Origin of the sequence: Paracoccus sanguinis (genome assembly GCF_900106665.1) — a bacterium.
In the GTDB taxonomy this organism is placed as follows: domain Bacteria; phylum Pseudomonadota; class Alphaproteobacteria; order Rhodobacterales; family Rhodobacteraceae; genus Paracoccus; species Paracoccus panacisoli.
In genome coordinates this window covers 13,737-30,593 of record NZ_FNNA01000008.1, presented here as the reverse complement: position 1 = coordinate 30,593, position 16,857 = coordinate 13,737, and the positions used below count along the sequence as shown (strand labels likewise).

Genomic DNA, 16,857 nt, shown 5'->3' with positions numbered 1-16,857 from the left:
ATCCATGAGCTACGATCTCAACGACGCCCAGCCGCAGATGGCCCCCATCGGCGAGCTGATCCCCGACGGCACTTTCGCCAAGGTCCGCCTGACCGTGCGCCCCGGCGGCGTCGACGGCGCCACGCCGATGGACGCGAAGCTTCTGAAGGCCTCGCAGTCGAGCGACGCGAAGATGCTGGACTGCGAGTTCACCATCCTCGAGGGCCCGCATGCCCGGCGGAAGTTCTGGCAAAGCTTCACCGTGGCGGGCGGCAAGCTCGACGAGAAGGGCCAGTCGATCGGCTGGAAGATCTCGAAATCCACCTTTCGGGCGATGCTCGACAGCGCTCTCGGGCTCGATCCCAGGGACGAAAGCCCCGACGCAAAGGCGAAGCGGGTGCTGCCCGGGCTCAAGCATCTCGACGGCATCGTGTTCGCCGCCCGGATCATGGTGGAGCCCGCGTCCAACCCCCAATACCGCGACCAGAACCGGATCGCGAACGTCGTTCTGCCCGACGAACCGCAGCACGCTCCGATCATGCGTGGCGAAACCGTTCCCCCGGAGCCCGTCAACGCCCCGCCGCGCAAGGCCGCGAGCGCGCCGGCACCGGGCTGGCAGGCGCCCACGCCGGCATGGGGCGCGCAACCGCAAGCGCCGTCCGCGGCCCCGGCCTGGGGTGCGCAGGCGCCGGCTCCGCAGCAGGCCCAGCAGCAACCACCCGCCCAGCAGCCGCCCGCGTCCTCGCCGTCCGCGCCGGGCGGAGCGCCGGCGACCGGCATGCCCGCGTGGCTCAATGGGTGAGGCGCGGTCGGCAGCACGGCGGCGGAGGTCAACCCGGCCTTCGCCGCCGCCCGAGGCCCGGCGCGATCCTGCCGGGCCGATGACCCCGGATGAATGGCAGGCGCATGTGACGCGCGAGGCGGCGCTGGAGATCGGACGATGGCTCGAGGCCCGAGGAAAACTGCACGCCCCCATCGCAAGCCTCGGCCTCGGAGACCTCGAAGCCATGGCCAGCAACGCGATCTCGCGCTGGATCGTGCTCCAGTCCGAAAAGCTCCAGAGGGCGGGTTGGCCGCCCGAGGACCCGATCGCGACCTTCTTGCTCGGGTAGCGATCTGCGCCGTCTGCGCCCGCGAGGCGCGCGGCTTCGGCTACTGCCACGGCCTCCGCTGGGATCGCCACCCTTACCACCGCTTCTGCTCGCGCCGCTGTCAGGACGTGGGCAGCTCCATCACCCAAAGGAATAACGGCATGATCGACAAGACCGCGCGCGAGGCCCGTGCGATCCGCGACGCGCGGACGCTCTTCGCCGAAGCGCTCACCGACCTCGGGCTTATGGAGCCCTTCTTCCACCGCAGCGCCGAGGACATCGACCGCCTGATCGAGGCGGCGGTCACCGGCTACATCGACAGCATGCAGGAGCAGGCCGCGCGCAAGGAGCGCACCGGCACGGTCCTCGACGACCCGATCCCATTTTAGGAGCGCGGCGATGATCGACCTGAACGACGACACCCCGTCCTGCAGCTGGAAGCACCTGCTCGAGGCTGCCACCGAGAACGCCGTCACCGATTTCGAGATCGAGTTCTGCGACAGCCTCCGCGAGAAGCTCGCGCGGTTCGGCGACAGCACCCGGCTGACGGACGCGCAGTTCCACAAGCTGACCTGCATCGCGCAGGCCGGCGGGTTCTGGGAGCGCGAGCGATGATCGACCTGAACCATGGCTCGGGCTGCCTCTACGGCGCCGACGCGCCGCGCCCGCCCATCGCGGAAGCCGTGTCCACGGCCATCGACACGGCGCTGTCCGCGCGCAACCGCGCAGAGCGTCCGCGCACCTATGTCAGCTCCTCGGGTCTCGGCCGCGACTGCCTGCGCCAGATCCAGTACGACTTCCTCGCGGTGCCCAAGGACGAAGGCCAGGAGTTCGCACCACGCACGCTGCGCATCTTCGAGGCGGGCCACCGGGCCGAGGACATCGTCGCGGGCTGGTTCCGGATCGCCGGGTTCGACCTGCGCACCGAGCGTCCGGACGGCCGTCAGTTCGGCTTTGAAGCCCTCGGCGGGCGCTTCAAGGGCCATATCGACGGCTGCTTCGTCTCAGGCCCGGTCGCGATGGACTATCCCGCGCTCTGGGAGAACAAGGCGCTCGGCGCGGCCAGCTGGAAGGACGTGGTCAAGCGCGGTGTCAGCCTCGCGCGGCCGGTCTATGCCGCACAGATCGCCCTCTATCAGGCCTACATGGAGCTGCCGCACCCGGCCCTCTTCACCGCGCTGAACCGCGACACGATGGAGTTGCACGCTGAACTCGTGCCCTTCGATGCACATCTCGCGCAGGAGATGTCGGACCGCGCCGTCGCCGTTGTCCGGGCCTCCGAGGCCGGGGAATGGCTGCCGCGGGCCGCTGCCGAGCCCAGCGCAGTCCTCTGCCGCGGCGGCATGGCGGCCGGCAAATGGCACGCCCCCTGCGCCTGGGCGAAACGGTGCTGGGGTGAGCGGCCATGATCCCCGACGCCTACGAACTCAAGCGGATCGTGCGTGCGCATCGCGACAGGTTCTGGATGCCCGATCTGCTCGACGGGTTCGAGTTTGCGCCAGTCTGGCGCTTTGCCGATCAGGAGCGGTTCGACTCCGACGAGGTCGATGCGCTTGCACGTCGCCTGGCGGCAGGACCGCAGCGCCTTCCGCACCCCGATACGATATTCGAGCTGCGCGACCGTGGACCAAAGATCCGCAGCCAGATCGTGTACGCGAGGCAGCGCCCTGACGGCATAGAGGCTCTCTGGCTTTCCCTTTGGCGCTCCCCGCGGCGATGGACGGACGTCCATGCCTATGTGTGGATTGCCGACGGCGGTGTCGCCGAATTCGCCGCCAATCCGGCGCTTGAAGACGTGGAGATGGCGGAGCAGTGCGGTCAAGCCGCAGCTGCCATCGTCTGGCGCGGCCTCGCGATACTTTCTCAGGCTGCCGACTTCCGGGAGCGCCAGGTGCCCTCGACGCGGCGCAAGCCTTTCGCGCGCGCCGGGGTCCAGGGATGGGTCTGGCGCCAGGTCGCCATCGATCCGGCGCGCTTGCGCGCGGCGACGCCGCCGCAGGGCGGCAGTCACGCCAGCCCGCGCTGGCACATCCGTCGCGGTCACTGGCGACAGCTCGCCGACGGGCGCCGGGTCTTCGTGCGCCAGTGCGAGGTGGGCGATCCGACCCGCGGCGGGATCGTCAAGGATTACGCAGTGGAGGCGCGCCAGCCATGACCGAGTTCACCCCATCCGCCACGCAGGCCGCCGCGATCCGCGAGATCAAGGAGTGGTTCGAGACCCGAACCGATCAGCAGCAGGTGTTCCGCCTGTTTGGCTATGCCGGGTCCGGCAAGACCACCGTGCTGAAGTTCGCGCTCGACGAACTCGGTCTCTCGCCCCACCGCAGCGCGAAGGACGGCCGCTGCGTGCCAGGCGTTGTCACCGCCACCTTCACCGGCAAGGCCGCGCTGGTGCTGACCCGCAAGGGCACGCCTGCGCGTACCATCCACAGCCTGATCTACACGGTGATCGAGGCGACCGAGGAGGAGATCGAGGAAGCCACCCGGAAGATCGCGGTGGCCGAGCGCGACGCGCTCCATCTCACCGGGTTCGCGCGCACCACGGCCGATGCCGCGATCGAGGCGATGCGCCAGGGTGTTTCCGCGATGAAGCACCCGCGCTTCGCGCTGAACCCGCAGAGCGACGCCGCCGACGCGCAGCTCATCGTGCTCGACGAGGTGTCGATGGTCGGCGAGGAGATGGCGCGCGACCTGATGAGCTTCGGAAAACCGATCCTCGTGCTCGGCGATCCGGGCCAGCTGCCGCCGATCCGGGGCGAAGGCGCCTTCACCCGCGACGAGCCGGACGTGATGCTGACCGAGATCCACCGCCAGGCGGCGGAAAGCGCGATCATCCGCCTCGCCACCATGGCGCGCGAGGGACGGCCCATCGGCTTCGGCGTCTACGACGATCACGTCGCCAAGCTCCGCAAGGGCGACATCACGCCGGAACAGGCGCTGCGCGGCGGCCAGCTGATCTGCGGGCTGAACGCCACGCGGCTGCAGATCAACAACGCCATGCGCGCGGCGGCCGGTCTCGGCGGGACCTGGCTGCCCACGGGGCCGGCCGAGAAGATCATCTGCCTGAAGAACCAGAACGATCTGGGGCTGATCAACGGGATGTTCGTGACGCTCGAGGACATCGTCGACGAGGGCAGTCTCTACTTCTCCGCCGTCGTCCACGACGAGGACGGGCGCCACATCGGCGAGCCCTATGAGGACGGGCGTCCGGGCCGGTTGCGGATCTACAAGGGGCATTTCGAGGACCACGTCGCCTACGACGACAAGCGCCACGACCGCGACTACAAGGAGAAGCGCCTGCTGACCGAGGCGACCTTTGGCTGGGCGATCACCGCGCACAAGGCGCAGGGGTCGCAGTGGGAGAACGTGATCGTCTGGGACGACGGACTCGGTCGCACCGAGATCGACCGGCGCCGCTGGCTCTACACTGCGATCACCCGGGCCGAGCGCGGTCTCGTCCTTCTGGCCTGAGGGGCGCGATGATCGATCTCAACGACATCGCGGTCCCGAAGACCCGGCACGATCTGGCGGCGGTGAAGGAGCGGCTCGCCAGTACGGCCGCCGACTGGTTGCCGGCGCTCTTTCCCGAGGCCCGGCTTGCGCGGGACCGTCGATCTTTGCGCTGCGCAGACCTCTCCGGGCGCCAGCCGCGCAAGGAGGGCTCCTGCACCATCCATCTCGACGGGCCCTATGCCGGTTGGGGCTTCGATTACGCCACCGGTGAGCGGGCCGGTCCCATTGACCTGATCGCGCAGGCGACCGGCCTCTGCGATGGCGCGCTCTTCGACGAGGCGGCGCGGCTGGCAGGTATGGACCATCCTGCGCCGCGGCCTGTTCTGGCGTCGGCCGTGCGCCCACGCCCCGACCACTCGGCCGAGATCGCGCGGCTGGTCGGCGGGGCCGTGCCGATCGCGGGTACGCCTGGCGAGACCTATCTGCGCGCCCGCGGCCTGTCGGATCCCGGCTCGTCCGACCTTCTGTTCCATCCCGATCTTCCGGACTTCGACAGCTGCCGCGGCTGGCCCGGCCCGATCGCGATCCTCCGGTTGCCGGACGGGGAGCGCGCGCCGGGCATCCACCGCACCTTCCTGCTCGATGACGGCAGCGCGAAGGCGCCCCCGGGCAAGAAGATGCTCGGCAGCGTGAAGGATGCCGTGGTTCGCCTGTTCCCGATGCCGGAGGACGGACACATCGGCATCGCCGAGGGCATCGAGACGGCGCTCGCCGCGCACGCGCTCTTCGGCACACCGGTCTGGGCGGCGCTGTCGGCCGACGGTCTGGCGCGGTTCCAGTGGCCCGAGGGCACCCGGCGCGTCACAATCTATGCCGATGCCGGAGACGCTGGCCGCCAGGCGGCCGCGACGCTCTCGGACCGCCTGAACCGGGCGGACATCCCGAACGAGATCGTTGCGCCGCTGCATGGCGACGACTTCAACGACGACCTTCTGCGCGGCGCTGGCGCCGAGGATTACGCGCGACCGGCTGACACCACAGTGGAGCCGCAGGACGGGGATCCGGCACAGCCCGAGACGGCAACACCTGTCGTTGCGTCCGCCGACGATCCCGCAACGCTGATCGCCGCGGCCGAGGCGCTGACCAACCCGCCCGAGTTCGAAGCCCTGTCCACGCTGCTCGGGCGCATCGCGCTTGCAAGGCTCGACCCGCTGCCCGAGCGGCAAGTCGTCGCGCGGATCAAGTCCGCGACCGGGATCGGCATGTCGGTGCTGACCCAGCAGCTGGCGGAGCTCCGCCGCCGCGTGAACGCCACCGGCGACCCGCACGCGCCGATCCCGAAACCCGCCTGGTTCAGACGTCTCCGGCTCGACCTCGCGGGCGCACCCGAGCGCAACGAGGCCAACGTCATCGTCGCCCTGACCTCCGATCCGGGCTTCGCAGGCGTGCTCGCCTTCGACGAGTTCGGACAGGAGATCGTGGTGCGTCAGCCGCTGCCGTGGGACGCCGGAACCGCCTCCCTGCCGCGCCCCTGGGAAGACGCCGACGACATCCGCACCGCCGAATGGCTGCAACTCCGCGGCATCAACGTGGCCCCGGTCGTCGTCAGCCGCGCTGTCGGCGCCGTCGCCCGCGAGCTGCGCATTCATCCCGTCCGCGACTGGCTCGACGCCCTGACATGGGATGGCACGCCCCGGATCGAGACGTGGACGAGCACCTATCTCGGCGCCGAGCCCACAGCGTTCAACCACACCATCGGCGCGCTCTGGCTGATCTCGGCCGTCGCCCGCATCTATCGCCCCGGCGTCAAGGCCGACCACATGCTGATCCTTGAGGGGCCGCAGGGCGCGCGCAAGTCCACCGCGATCAAGGTGCTCGCCGGTGAGGAATGGTTCACCGACGAGCTGCCGGAACTCGGCTCGAAGGACGCAGCGCTGCACATGCAGGGCGTCTGGATCGTGGAGATCGCCGAACTCGACGCCATCGGCCGCGCAGAGGTTTCGCGCATCAAGGCGTTCCTGACCCGCACCACCGACCGCTTCCGCCCGCCCTACGGTCGGTACACCGTCGAGGTGCCGCGCCAGTGCGTGTTCGCCGGCACCGTGAACCCTGACACCTATCTGCGGGACGAGACCGGCAACCGCCGCTTCTGGCCGCTCCGCTGCGGCACCATCGACATTGCGGCGCTCGCCCGGGACCGGGACCAGCTCTGGGCCGAAGCCGTCCACCACTTCCGCGCCGGCGCGATCTGGTGGATCGACGACCCGGCGCTGCTGGCCGAAGCCCGCGAGGAGCAGGACCGCCGCTACCAGTCCGACGCCTGGGACGACCTGATCGAGCACTGGCTGACCCACGAGACCCGCACCGTCTCGGACGGCTTCCCCGACTACGGCAACTCCCGCACCGAGAGCGTGCCGCGCCCGGAGCCGCTGAAGGATGTGTCGGTCGGCGAAATCCTCGAGGAGGCCATCGGGCTCGAACCGGCCCGATGGACCCGCGGAGACCAGATGCGCGTCTCGGCCTACCTCAAGGCCAACGGCTGGGAGCGGTACCGACGGCGCGACGAGGGCGGGCGCGAGGCGCCACGGGAGTGGCGGTATCGGAAGGGTGTCAGGTAGGCTCGTGTTGAGACTGCAAAACGGCCCAAAACGGACCGTGGGGATCATCTCTGTTGCTGCTTAGCAGCGAGCCGTTGGCGCCCTGAAGCACTCTACAGAATCTTCTGATCCGGATCGTCCGGAACACTCTATAATCGCGCTTCAGTGAAGGTCATGTTGAACCGCTCCGGGTTTGCCGGAGGCTCCAACTCCTGAGTAGGATGGAGCATCATGAGCAAGACGACGAACAAGTTTTCCCCCGAAGTGCGCGAGCGTGCAGTGCGCCTGGTTCTCGACAATGAGGGTCAGCATGGATCGCGCTGGCAGGCAGTCATGTCGATTTCCGCGAAGATCGGCTGTGCGCCCCAGACCCTGAACGAGTGGGTCAAGAAGGCCGAGGTCGATAGCGGAAAGCGCGCTGGTATCCCGGCAGACATGGCCGAGAAGATGAAGGCGCTGGAGCGGGAGAACCGGGAACTGCGCCAGGCAAACGAGATCCTGCGTAAGGCGAGTGCGTATTTTGCGATGGCGGAGCTCGACCGCCGGTCGAAGTGATGGTCGGGTTCATCGACGAACATCGCGGTGAGCATGGGGTCGAGCCGATCTGCAAGGTTATGCCGATCGCCCCATCAACCTACTACGATCACCTGGCGAAGCGGGCCGATCCGGCCCGATTGTCGGATCGCACCCGGCGCGACGCAGCGCTGCGGCCCGAGATCGAGCGTGTCTTCGAAAAGAACTGGCGCGTCTACGGCGTGCGTAAGGTCTGGCGTCAGCTGGATCGGGAAGGCTTCGATGTCGCCCGTTGCACAGTCGCCAGACTGATGAAGGACATGGGTATTCAAGGCATCATCCGGGGCAAGCCGCACAAGACTACGATCCCCGACAAGAAGGCCTCGTGCCCGCTGGACAAGGTGAACCGGCAGTTCCGCGCGCCTGCGCCGAACATGCTCTGGGTCAGCGATTTCACTTACGTCGCCACCTGGAAGGGGTTTGTGTATGTCGCCTTCGTCATCGATGCCTATGCCCGCAAGATCGTCGGCTGGCGGGCGAGCCAAACAGCCCACGCAGGCTTCGTTCTCGATGCCCTCGAACAGGCTGTCCACGATCGCCGCCCAGCCAAGGGCGCGGGGCTCGTCCACCATTCCGACCGCGGGTCGCAATACCTGTCGATCAAATACACCGAGAGGCTGGGCGAGGCCGGCATCGAACCTTCCGTCGGCAGTGTCGGCGATAGCTACGACAATGCCTTGGCGGAGACGATCAATGGCCTGTTCAAGGCCGAGGTCATCCACCGTCGTGGGCCGTGGCGCAACTTCGAGGCTGTCGAATATGCCACCCTCGAATGGGTAGACTGGTTCAACAACCGCCGCCTGCTCGAGCCGATCGGGAACATCCCGCCGGCCGAAGCGGAGGCAAACTTCTACGCCGCTCTGGAAGCTGAAGACATGGCCGCGTAACTAATCCCAATCAGCCTCCGGAAAACCCGGCGCGGTTCATGTGGCCATATGCGCGCAGGTTGCAGTGCGTCTCCAACCATCGAACTGAGCGAGACCAAGCCGCTAAGTCATCTTTGATGGCGGCTTCAGCATGCCCGGAACCTTGAACACGACGAGGTGCCTCATCAGGGTACTCCCCTCGGGCACATGGGAGTCGCTCCAGATGCACTCGACTAGACTTGGGGGCGGCCCCGGTCGATCGGCCAGTTCGAGTATGCCAAGTAGCCCGAGCTTTGGCCCAGTAGCCTGGTAGGCAACTGCCTGAGCACGGTACCTGCGGGCGACATCTTGGCTTACGACACCATGATGCCGCTTCAGCTCGATTACGAACTGAGTGTCGCTGAAATCAATGTATAGGTCCGACCGACCAGCAGCCATGCCCGGCACCTCCGGGAAGATCCCTACACCCGGCATGTTGCCACGCAACCATTCCCGAAGGTCCTGCTGGAGATCGTTCTCGATCGCGTCGGCTTTCCTTAGATAAGCGCCCCGCTCCGGCATCTGGGACAGATCGGCGTTCTGGCGATCATCGCAGAAGGCGACGACCTGCTGGACCAATTCATCGAACGCAGTGCGAACCTCGCCGCCATAGTCAGCGGCATCGATCAGCCCTGCTGAGATCGAATGGCAAACGCGCTGAACATCGCGGCGCAAACGTCTTCTTTTGCCGCGAATCTTATCTGCGAGCATGCCTTCCAGCTTGCGGGCCATCTGCTCGGGGATCTGGCTCAGTAGTGCAGGGTCTTGGAGGAGGGCGCCGAGCTCAGAAAGTGCGCCATCCTCCCCGTCTATTCGCGAAGGAAATTTATCCTTCGCCCGCTTCGTGATTTGCTCTTGCAGAGCCTCCGCGACCGGTCGCTCCTCGGGCGTCCAATCCTCAATTTCTAGAAGATCCTGGAGGTGAGCCGCGAGTCCTTGGCTCCGGATGAATGCTGCCTCAATCCGGGGCGCGAAGAGCGTGTGCAAGGCACCGCCAATCGAGACCGTTCGCTCGGCATCGTAGACGGCAAGGACCTGCTCCATGATCCTGCCGGCGTCGAGCCAGCTCTCTCGGCGAAGGTCACTGTCGACTGAGCGTAGTAGCCGAAGCAGCGCCCACCATTCAATCTCGCGGCCCATGCGCGGCGCGAGCCAGCTCGGCATAACGCCGATCCCCAACTGATCATGCCGCTCGGCCAAGAGCCGGCCGAGCTCTTCGATACGATCGGCGAGCCCATCGACGTCGTCTCCGGCAAAGGACGAGACGATATCTATCACCGCCACGTGCAGGGCCGCGTCGAGGCGCTCCCTGTCGTACCTCAGGACGCTCTGAAACAGTGCTCGTGCGTCGCGCATCATCGACTCGACGTGTGCCATGTCGTCGGCGTTCAGCGCGTCCGCAAAGGCGATCATTGCAAGTTCGAACGCCGCCTCGTCCGCCGCCTCGCCATTTGCTTGAAGCCGGATCAGGATTTCCCTCAAGTCCGGCTCTCCCCAATGATGATAGGCCACGCCGACAATCCTGACGGCGTGCTGTAGGAACAGCCCGTTGTCTTCCGCGTCAAGGTCTTCAAAAAGCAGGAGAGTCTCCAGTCGTGCTCGGCGATCCTCTAGACCAAGGCGGAACATTGCCTCCAACGCATAGGCCGCGATGAGCGCGTCGTTTCCATTCCGTCGTCCGCTGACCCGGTCGATCAGAACCTTTACCAGATGGCCGCGTGACAGCGCTCGAAAGTCGGGATGCGACAGAAGCGCTTCAGTCGCATCCCGGAAGACCGTAGGCCTATCGGCCATGCGAAACCCGTCCACTACGAGTTCGGCGAGGGCCGTCTGTTCGTCCTTCGATCCGCTCCCGATACTCTCGACCAGGACATCAAGGAACGGGCTCGCCAAGATGGCGTCTCGCTCAGCCAAGATTGCACCGACCCCGCCGAGCTCATTGACCGTAGGGGGCTTGCCTTCGGATACGCTCCTCTCAAGGGTCGTTCGCGCATTCACGCCTGACCCCGCAATCTGCCCCTACCAGACATACTCTTCACCACGCGCGGTGCGGCAGTGCTCTTCGCCGAGGGCGCGGACGATCTCGTCTGCGTCGGTGCCTGCGACGATGACTTGCATATCTTCGATTTCTTCAGCGATAGTCCGCAACTCGACGAGAAGGGCTTCGAGGTTAACCTTGGTCACCTCCTCCTTGCTGGGCGAGTCGATGATAAGCAGGCCCGGGTGACGCCCAATCCCAAGCCGACGGCCAACCCGGAGGAGCGCGACCGCGGTCGCGAGGCGGAGCCTCAGCCGTTCCCCGGCCGTTACCTTGGTGAAGGACGTGGTCGTCCCACCTTTCTCCACTTTCATCTTGCCGCCGCTATCGAGCGTGACGCTTTCAAGCGCTTCGATGCCGAGCCTGCGCGCGAGTGGCAGGATCTCTGCATTCAGAGCGTCGATGATGTCCGTCCGGCCCGCGTCGTAGGCTTTGGCCGTCTCCTTCTCTGCAACCGCGATCAGTTCTGCGTCGGGGTCCGGCGCGGTCTCCTTCGGCGCTGTGCTCCGTTCCTCCAGCGCACCCTCGAGGCGGGCCAGCTCCAATTCAGCGTTTCGCTTGGCCGTAAAGTCTGACCCCTTTGCGAGCTCGGCAAGCTCGGCCTGCGCGGCGCCAAGCGCTTCCTTGGCTGCCTTCAAAGCCGATTGCGCCGCTGATCGGGCCGACTTCGCGCGATCTGCCGCGGCCTTTGATGCGCTGGCCCGGGCTTCCGCCGCTTCGAGCTCTTCGCTGACGTCTTCCAAACGATCCTCGGTAATAGCTTCAGCACAGAGCGAACAGGCCAGGTCAGTGACCTCCGCCTTGACTCGGGTTGTCGGTACCTCGGTCTCGCATCGCGGACAGCATTTGGGCTTCAGGCCGTTGAAGAACCGCGATGCCACGATCGACTCACGGAGATCTCTGACGGCGCGTTCGTCTGCCAGAGCCTCCGCTATGATTTGCTCCGCATCCGCATCGGACTTGGTCGCGCGCGCCTGCAGGTCGGCCATTTTGGTCGTCGCCGACGTGACCGCATGACCTGCTTGAGCCAACGCCTCGGCCGTCGTCGTCTCCGAGGGCAGTGCATTCAACTGCTTACGCGCGATGTCGATTTCCCGCTCGAGGCGCTCGCGGGCCTCCTTGGATTCGGCCTCAGATCGTTGCGTCGCTCGGTCCGCGTTCGTCCGCCTCTGATCGAGCTCTTTCTTCGCGGTTGTGACCATTGCCTTGGTGTGCGCCCAAGGAAGCCCGACATACATTTGGAAGAGCCGCGCCGGCAGGCCGGCCGCCTGCACATCTCCTCCCAACAGCACCATGTGCTCACCGCCTAGGTAGAAGACGTTCGAGAGAGCGAGCCATCCGTGCTCGACTTCCTTCTTTTCTCCTGTGGGTCCCTGCATCGCCCGGAGAACTTCGAGGTCGAGAGCATCCATCATGAACTGCGCCATCACCAGGGCGAAGCCCTCGTCGGACGTGAAGTGGTCGAGCTCATGATATGCACCGTCCAGATCAAGCCGCTCAAGGCGGCCATTCGGCATGTTATCGACCAAATCAAAGGCAACCCGGTATCGCTCCGCTTCCACGCCGAACTCCAGGACGACGCGCGAAAGCCAACTGCGAACGTCGTCCTGCAAACCCTTTGGCTTTCCCCGCAAACACCAGAGCATCACCTCAAGAACGGTCGACTTACCCCGCAGGTTGGTCTCGCTAGTGACCGCCCAGACCCCCGGCCCAAGCCCTCCCCATTCGAAATCGATGCGACCCAGTATCTTGCCCTTCTTCTCGCCAGAGAACGCAAGACGCTTGATGATGAACGATGGTGCAGGCCGCGCCGCGCGATCCGGAACGACCCCCCACCTGCGGAGCCGTTGGCTGGCCTCGTGCGGCGGCAGGTCCGACTTCTCGGCTATCGTCTCCAACCAATTCCCGCTCATGGCTCGCACCCGCCTTCCAGTTTCTGCAATCGTTCCAACACACGGGCGGTGATCGGTCGTATAGGCTGGGACAGATCGGTATCGGCATATTCCTCTTGGAGGTACTGACGATCCTTCAGCTTACTGCCGCCCTGAACGCCCGCGACTTCTGCGACGAGCAGCGCGCGATCGCGGTACCAAGCGAGCTCGGGCGCCTCTGCAGCCAAGGTCTCCAGCGCATCGCGACCGTGGCGCGTAAGCAGGTAGGCGTGCTGCTTGACCTTCCCCGGCTGGCCCGTTCTTTCGATCCGGATAAGATCTGTGGCCCTCAAGATCGACAACGCATTGTCGAGGGGCTCGTAGGCGCCGAAGTGATAGCGGATCATTGGAAGGTGCCGCAGGTCTGGCTCCCGGTCGTCGAAGATGCGCCTCGCCGTCGTGAGAAGATGGCCCGCGCCTCCTGCCTCGTAGGTGTTTAGCAACTCGTTCGCGAGGTAGTCCGGGTAGCGCATCCAGAAGTCGAGAGCTTGAAGACGAGCCTGACCCTCAAGAACCGAAATGACCTCCTCGCCCCACTCGTCGCGGTTCGCCGGGCGGCCACCTGCGACGATGCATGCGAGAAGTCTCACGGCGCTTTGACGATCTTTGGAACCTGCAGACGTCTTCAGCTTACTTGCCTCCTGAAACGGGAGTATGCATCGCAAAGCTACTGTTTGCAAAACAGAAATCTCCGACGAGGCGCCAGCGGGAGGACGCTATACGATCCGGCCCTCTGATCGACATTCGCCTGCTTAGCTCTCAATCGATTCCACAATCTTCTCTGTTCCCCGATGTCCCCAGCCCCTGCAACCAAACATGCGTTCAACAGCCGAACGTAGAGCCCTATCCGTCGCAGCTACAACGAACGACGGAATTACGCCCCTAGCCGTCGCTTGAGCGTTCGAGCTTTCGCACCGTCCTCGGAACGACGCTCTGTCCCAACCTCCCCCGTGGTCCCAACCCTGTCCCAACCTCCCGAGGGGGTCGGGGACACGAAAAGTCGTTCAAAAACAAAGGTGTCCCCAACCTCACCCTGTGGTCCCAACCTTTTGCTACACATTCATGTGGGAGAACGGAAAAGGTCGGGAACATGTTTTTCTATACGAAAAGAGAAGGACCCCCGTTGGGGACACCGAGGTTGGGACCACATCCGTTCAAGCCATTGGAGTGAAACGATAAAAGGCTGTCCCAACCCCCTCGAAGGTTGGGACCACGCGTTTGGAGGTTGGGACCGGGACGGGCAGCGCGTCGATCTTCGCCGGCCGCGTCGTCCCTGGTCGTTTTCGCTTTGGCCGAGGACCGCCGGATGCTACATCTTGCGGTGACCGAAGCCGAAGGCCCACAGCTTGTGAGCCTTCACGATGAACACACCGATCCCCGCGCAGGACGTCCGCCCCGAACCGGGCGCGATCAGCCGGTCCTGCATCCTCGCCCTCGACCTCGGCACCACGACCGGCTGGGCGATGCGCAGCCATGACGGACTGATCACCAGCGGCACGGTCAGCTTCCGGCCCGGACGATTCGACGGCGGTGGCATGCGCTACCTGCGGTTCACCAACTGGCTGACCGAACTCGACCGGCTGTCGGGGCCCATCGCCGTGATCTGGTTCGAAGAGGTCCGCCGGCACGCCGGGACCGACGCGGCCCACATTTACGGCGGTCTGATGGCGACGCTCACATCGTGGGCCGAACTGCGCGGCGTTCCTTACGAGGGCGTTCCGGTCGGAACCATCAAGCGGCACGCCACTGGCAAGGGCAACGCTCCCAAGGAGGCGATGATTGCCGCGGCCCGCGCCCTCGGGTTCTCACCCGCCGACGACAACGAGGCCGACGCCATCGCCATCCTCCACTGGGCCATCGAGACGAATGGGGGCCTGGGATGAGGTGGTACCCGAAAGGATATGGCGGCACGCGAAGGGATCCCGACCAGGTGAAGCGCGATGGCTGGCACGACGAGGGTGTGCTCGCCGTCTCCGTCGACGACGACCGGCTGACCTGGCCGGAGCGCGAGCTGGTGCGTCAGCTCGCGGAGAAGCTCTACGGGCCACGTGCGGGCGACCGGGAGGCCGCCAATGGCTGAGTGGACGCCCACCATGGTCGAGGATCGGCTCGAGAGCGCCGCCGACGTGTTCCGATCGCTGCCCGAGGTGAAGCCGCAGGGCTACTTCAACGCCTGGCCCGAGTACTTCCACAGCTTCGCGGACCAAGTGGGCCAGGAGCCTCGGATGCGACGACCCAAGCCTGGGCCGCGTGACCTCACGCAGGCCGAGGATGCTCTGCTCTGGCTGCGCTGGCTCGACCCTGCCGACGCGCGCCTGCTCTGGCTCCGGGCGAACCGAAAGCCGTGGAAGCCGATTTGCTGGGAACTCGGCATCAGCCGCGCCACTGCGAACCGGCGCTGGCAATACGGGATCGCGGTCATCGTCTGGCGGTTGAACGGGAGGCGCGTGCCGCAGAAGCGGTCGATGGAATTCGTCGTGGCGCAGGCGGCGCACCGAGCCTGTCAAGGCACGACGGGCGCGTGAGACACTTTTCGGCGAGACACCGGACGGCGAGACGGATCGCCCTTCTGACGGTATCCATGGCGATATACTCGGGGTCGTGCGCTCGGACGGACCGGCGCTGATCCCGCGGTGGACACCGGGGCTGGCTTCCGGGGTCCAGCCGGGGTCCAGCCCGCCAAGCCATTGTTTTTCGGTTCCTTTCCGGGCCGAAACGTATGCTGGCGGGCTTGGCTCGGCATTTCGCCAGCGTCAGGGCCGGTTTTTTGGGAAGCCACCGGAATCTAGCGTCCACCCGCGACGCCACGAAACCCTCGTGAATTCAAGCATCTGACCGGCCGCGCGTGGTGGATTCCCCGCGGATGCCGGAGTCCAGCCGGAAGCCGGCGGACCCCATCGCGCCGGAGTCCAGCCAGGCGGATGCCGACCTATCATCGACAGGAACCTGCATGAACCTCGCCTTCGCCCCCGAGCGGATCGAGATGTGGCCGCTTGCGCGCCTCCAACCCTACGCGAAGAACGCGAAGGTGCACGGGCCCGACCAGGTCGCAAAGATCGCCGCCAGCATGGCCGAGTTCGGCTGGACCGTGCCCTGCCTCGTCGGCGAGGACGGCGAGTTGATCGCGGGCCACGGCCGCGTGCTGGCCGCCACGCAGCTAGGTCTGACTGAAGCGCCGGTGATCGTGCTGGGCCACCTGACCGAGGCGCAGCGGCGGGCCTATCGTCTGGCTGACAACAAGCTGACCGAACTCGGGACGTGGGACGAGGCGCTACTCTCGGCGGAACTGCAGGAGCTACTGGCCGACGACTACGACCTGTCGCTGGTCGGCTTCTCGGACGGCGAACTGGACAAGCTCCTGGCCCTCGATCCGGACGGGGGCGGTGAAGAAGAGGATGGCGCCGGGGGCTCCGTGCCGCCGGTGACCATCCCCGAACCGCCGCGCAATCCGGCGTCGCACACGGGCGATCTCTGGATCCTCGGCGACCACCGGCTGCTCTGTGGCGACAGCACGAACCACGACGATGTGCGCCGCCTGATGAATGGCGAGCGGGCGATCCTGTTCGCAACCGACCCGCCGTACCTCGTCGACTACGACGGCTCGAACCACCCGACCCGGAACAAGGACTGGTCGGCGTCCTACGGCACGACCTGGGACGACAGTTCGCAGGGCGCCGAACTCTACGACGGGTTCATCTCGGCGGCCGTCGCCGAGGCCATCGCCGAGGACGCCGCCTGGTACTGCTGGCACGCCTCACGCCGCCAGGCGATGCTGGAGGCCTGCTGGGATAAAGCGGGCGCCTTCGTCCATCAGCAGATCATCTGGGTGAAGGATCGCGGGGTGCTCACCCGCTCGCATTATCTCTGGAAGCACGAGCCCTGCTTCATGGGCTGGCGCCGTCCCAATCGGCCGCCGAAGGTGGCCGAGCAGACGCTTCCCTCGACATGGGAGATGCCCGGCTTCGCGAAGGACGAGCGGCCCGACCATCCGACCCCGAAGCCGCTCGACGCCTTCGGCATCCCGATGCGCCAGCACGTCGCCCGCGGCGGTCTCTGCTACGAGCCCTTCTCGGGCTCCGGCTCTCAGATCATGGCGGGCGAGGCCAACGGCCGCCGCGTCTTCGCGATGGAGATCAGCCCCGCCTATGTCGATGTCGCCGTCGAACGCTGGCAGGCCGAGACCGGCAAGGAGGCCATTCTCGACGGCGACGGACGGACCTTCGCCGAGGTGAAGGCCGAGCGGCTGGGCGAGACCCCGGCCGCGGCCGAGGGGGCCCACGCGGCCTGACG

16 protein-coding genes and 1 other annotated feature are annotated in these 16,857 nt (G+C 66.1%); of the genes, 13 read left to right on the top strand and 3 right to left on the bottom strand.

The window, feature by feature from the left end; all coding sequences use genetic code 11:
• The first annotated feature begins 4 nt into the window (after positions 1 to 4).
• From BLW17_RS15810 to BLW17_RS15765, 9 genes are all read left to right on the top strand, one after another.
• Positions 5 to 781, top strand: a complete 777-nt coding sequence (locus tag BLW17_RS15810; protein ID WP_036731923.1) for a hypothetical protein — start codon at positions 5 to 7, stop codon at positions 779 to 781.
• 79 nt (positions 782 to 860) lie between these two features.
• Positions 861 to 1,091: a hypothetical protein gene (locus BLW17_RS15805; protein WP_036731921.1), complete on the top strand. Its 231-nt coding sequence runs from the start codon at positions 861 to 863 to the stop codon at positions 1,089 to 1,091.
• Positions 1,092 to 1,231: 140 nt separating this feature from the next.
• Complete coding sequence (locus BLW17_RS17490) at positions 1,232 to 1,459, top strand: DUF6511 domain-containing protein (RefSeq protein ID WP_036731919.1); 228 nt, start codon at positions 1,232 to 1,234, stop codon at positions 1,457 to 1,459.
• 10 nt (positions 1,460 to 1,469) lie between these two features.
• On the top strand, positions 1,470 to 1,685 hold the full coding sequence (locus tag BLW17_RS15795; RefSeq protein ID WP_036731917.1) for a hypothetical protein: 216 nt from the start codon (positions 1,470 to 1,472) through the stop codon (positions 1,683 to 1,685).
• Positions 1,682 to 2,479 (top strand): hypothetical protein, encoded by a 798-nt coding sequence (locus tag BLW17_RS18735; RefSeq protein WP_036731915.1) that lies wholly within the window; start codon positions 1,682 to 1,684, stop codon positions 2,477 to 2,479. The genes BLW17_RS15795 and BLW17_RS18735 overlap by 4 nt, the downstream gene beginning before the upstream one ends.
• The gene (locus BLW17_RS15785; RefSeq protein WP_036731913.1) at positions 2,476 to 3,225 is read left to right on the top strand and encodes a hypothetical protein; all 750 of its coding nucleotides are present in this window, start codon (positions 2,476 to 2,478) and stop codon (positions 3,223 to 3,225) included. Before BLW17_RS18735 ends, BLW17_RS15785 begins: the two co-directional genes overlap by 4 nt.
• Positions 3,222 to 4,541, top strand: a complete 1,320-nt coding sequence (locus BLW17_RS15780) for an ATP-dependent DNA helicase (RefSeq protein WP_036731911.1) — start codon at positions 3,222 to 3,224, stop codon at positions 4,539 to 4,541. The genes BLW17_RS15785 and BLW17_RS15780 overlap by 4 nt, the downstream gene beginning before the upstream one ends.
• An 8-nt stretch (positions 4,542 to 4,549) precedes the next feature.
• On the top strand, positions 4,550 to 7,141 hold the full coding sequence (locus BLW17_RS15775) for a VapE domain-containing protein (RefSeq protein ID WP_036731909.1): 2,592 nt from the start codon (positions 4,550 to 4,552) through the stop codon (positions 7,139 to 7,141).
• 210 nt (positions 7,142 to 7,351) lie between these two features.
• A protein-coding gene (locus BLW17_RS15765) for an IS3 family transposase (RefSeq protein WP_139306050.1) occupies positions 7,352 to 8,580 on the top strand; the annotation gives its coding sequence in 2 pieces (ribosomal slippage) (positions 7,352 to 7,640 and positions 7,640 to 8,580; 1,230 coding nt in all).
• Positions 7,633 to 7,749, top strand: a sequence feature (AL1L pseudoknot). (Overlaps the previous gene by 117 nt.)
• Before the next feature lie 102 nt (positions 8,581 to 8,682).
• Here the strand turns inward: BLW17_RS15765 and BLW17_RS15760 are convergent.
• The 3 genes from BLW17_RS15760 to BLW17_RS15750 form a co-directional block, all read right to left on the bottom strand.
• Positions 8,683 to 10,491 carry a hypothetical protein gene (locus BLW17_RS15760; protein WP_139306049.1) on the bottom strand — a complete coding sequence of 603 codons (1,809 nt, stop codon included), beginning with the start codon at positions 10,489 to 10,491 and terminating at the stop codon, positions 8,683 to 8,685.
• A gap of 126 nt (positions 10,492 to 10,617) precedes the next feature.
• Entirely contained in the window at positions 10,618 to 12,534 is a 1,917-nt protein-coding gene (locus BLW17_RS15755) for a coiled-coil domain-containing protein (RefSeq protein WP_197055253.1), read from the bottom strand.
• An 11-nt stretch (positions 12,535 to 12,545) separates the two neighbouring features.
• Entirely contained in the window at positions 12,546 to 13,157 is a 612-nt protein-coding gene (locus tag BLW17_RS15750; protein WP_231572733.1) for a hypothetical protein, read from the bottom strand.
• 771 nt (positions 13,158 to 13,928) lie between these two features.
• On the opposite strand from BLW17_RS15750, the gene BLW17_RS15745 reads away from it, so the two are divergent.
• The 4 genes from BLW17_RS15745 (at position 13,929) to BLW17_RS15730 (ending at position 16,855) form a co-directional block, all read left to right on the top strand.
• Positions 13,929 to 14,450, top strand: a complete 522-nt coding sequence (locus tag BLW17_RS15745) for a crossover junction endodeoxyribonuclease RuvC (protein ID WP_036731902.1) — start codon at positions 13,929 to 13,931, stop codon at positions 14,448 to 14,450.
• Between the two features lie 47 nt (positions 14,451 to 14,497).
• Complete coding sequence (locus BLW17_RS15740; protein ID WP_414811498.1) at positions 14,498 to 14,647, top strand: hypothetical protein; 150 nt, start codon at positions 14,498 to 14,500, stop codon at positions 14,645 to 14,647.
• Complete coding sequence (locus BLW17_RS15735; RefSeq protein WP_036731898.1) at positions 14,640 to 15,092, top strand: DUF6362 family protein; 453 nt, start codon at positions 14,640 to 14,642, stop codon at positions 15,090 to 15,092. Before BLW17_RS15740 ends, BLW17_RS15735 begins: the two co-directional genes overlap by 8 nt.
• Positions 15,093 to 15,517: 425 nt before the next feature.
• Positions 15,518 to 16,855 (top strand): site-specific DNA-methyltransferase, encoded by a 1,338-nt coding sequence (locus BLW17_RS15730; protein WP_036731896.1) that lies wholly within the window; start codon positions 15,518 to 15,520, stop codon positions 16,853 to 16,855.
• Positions 16,856 to 16,857: the final 2 nt, after the last annotated feature.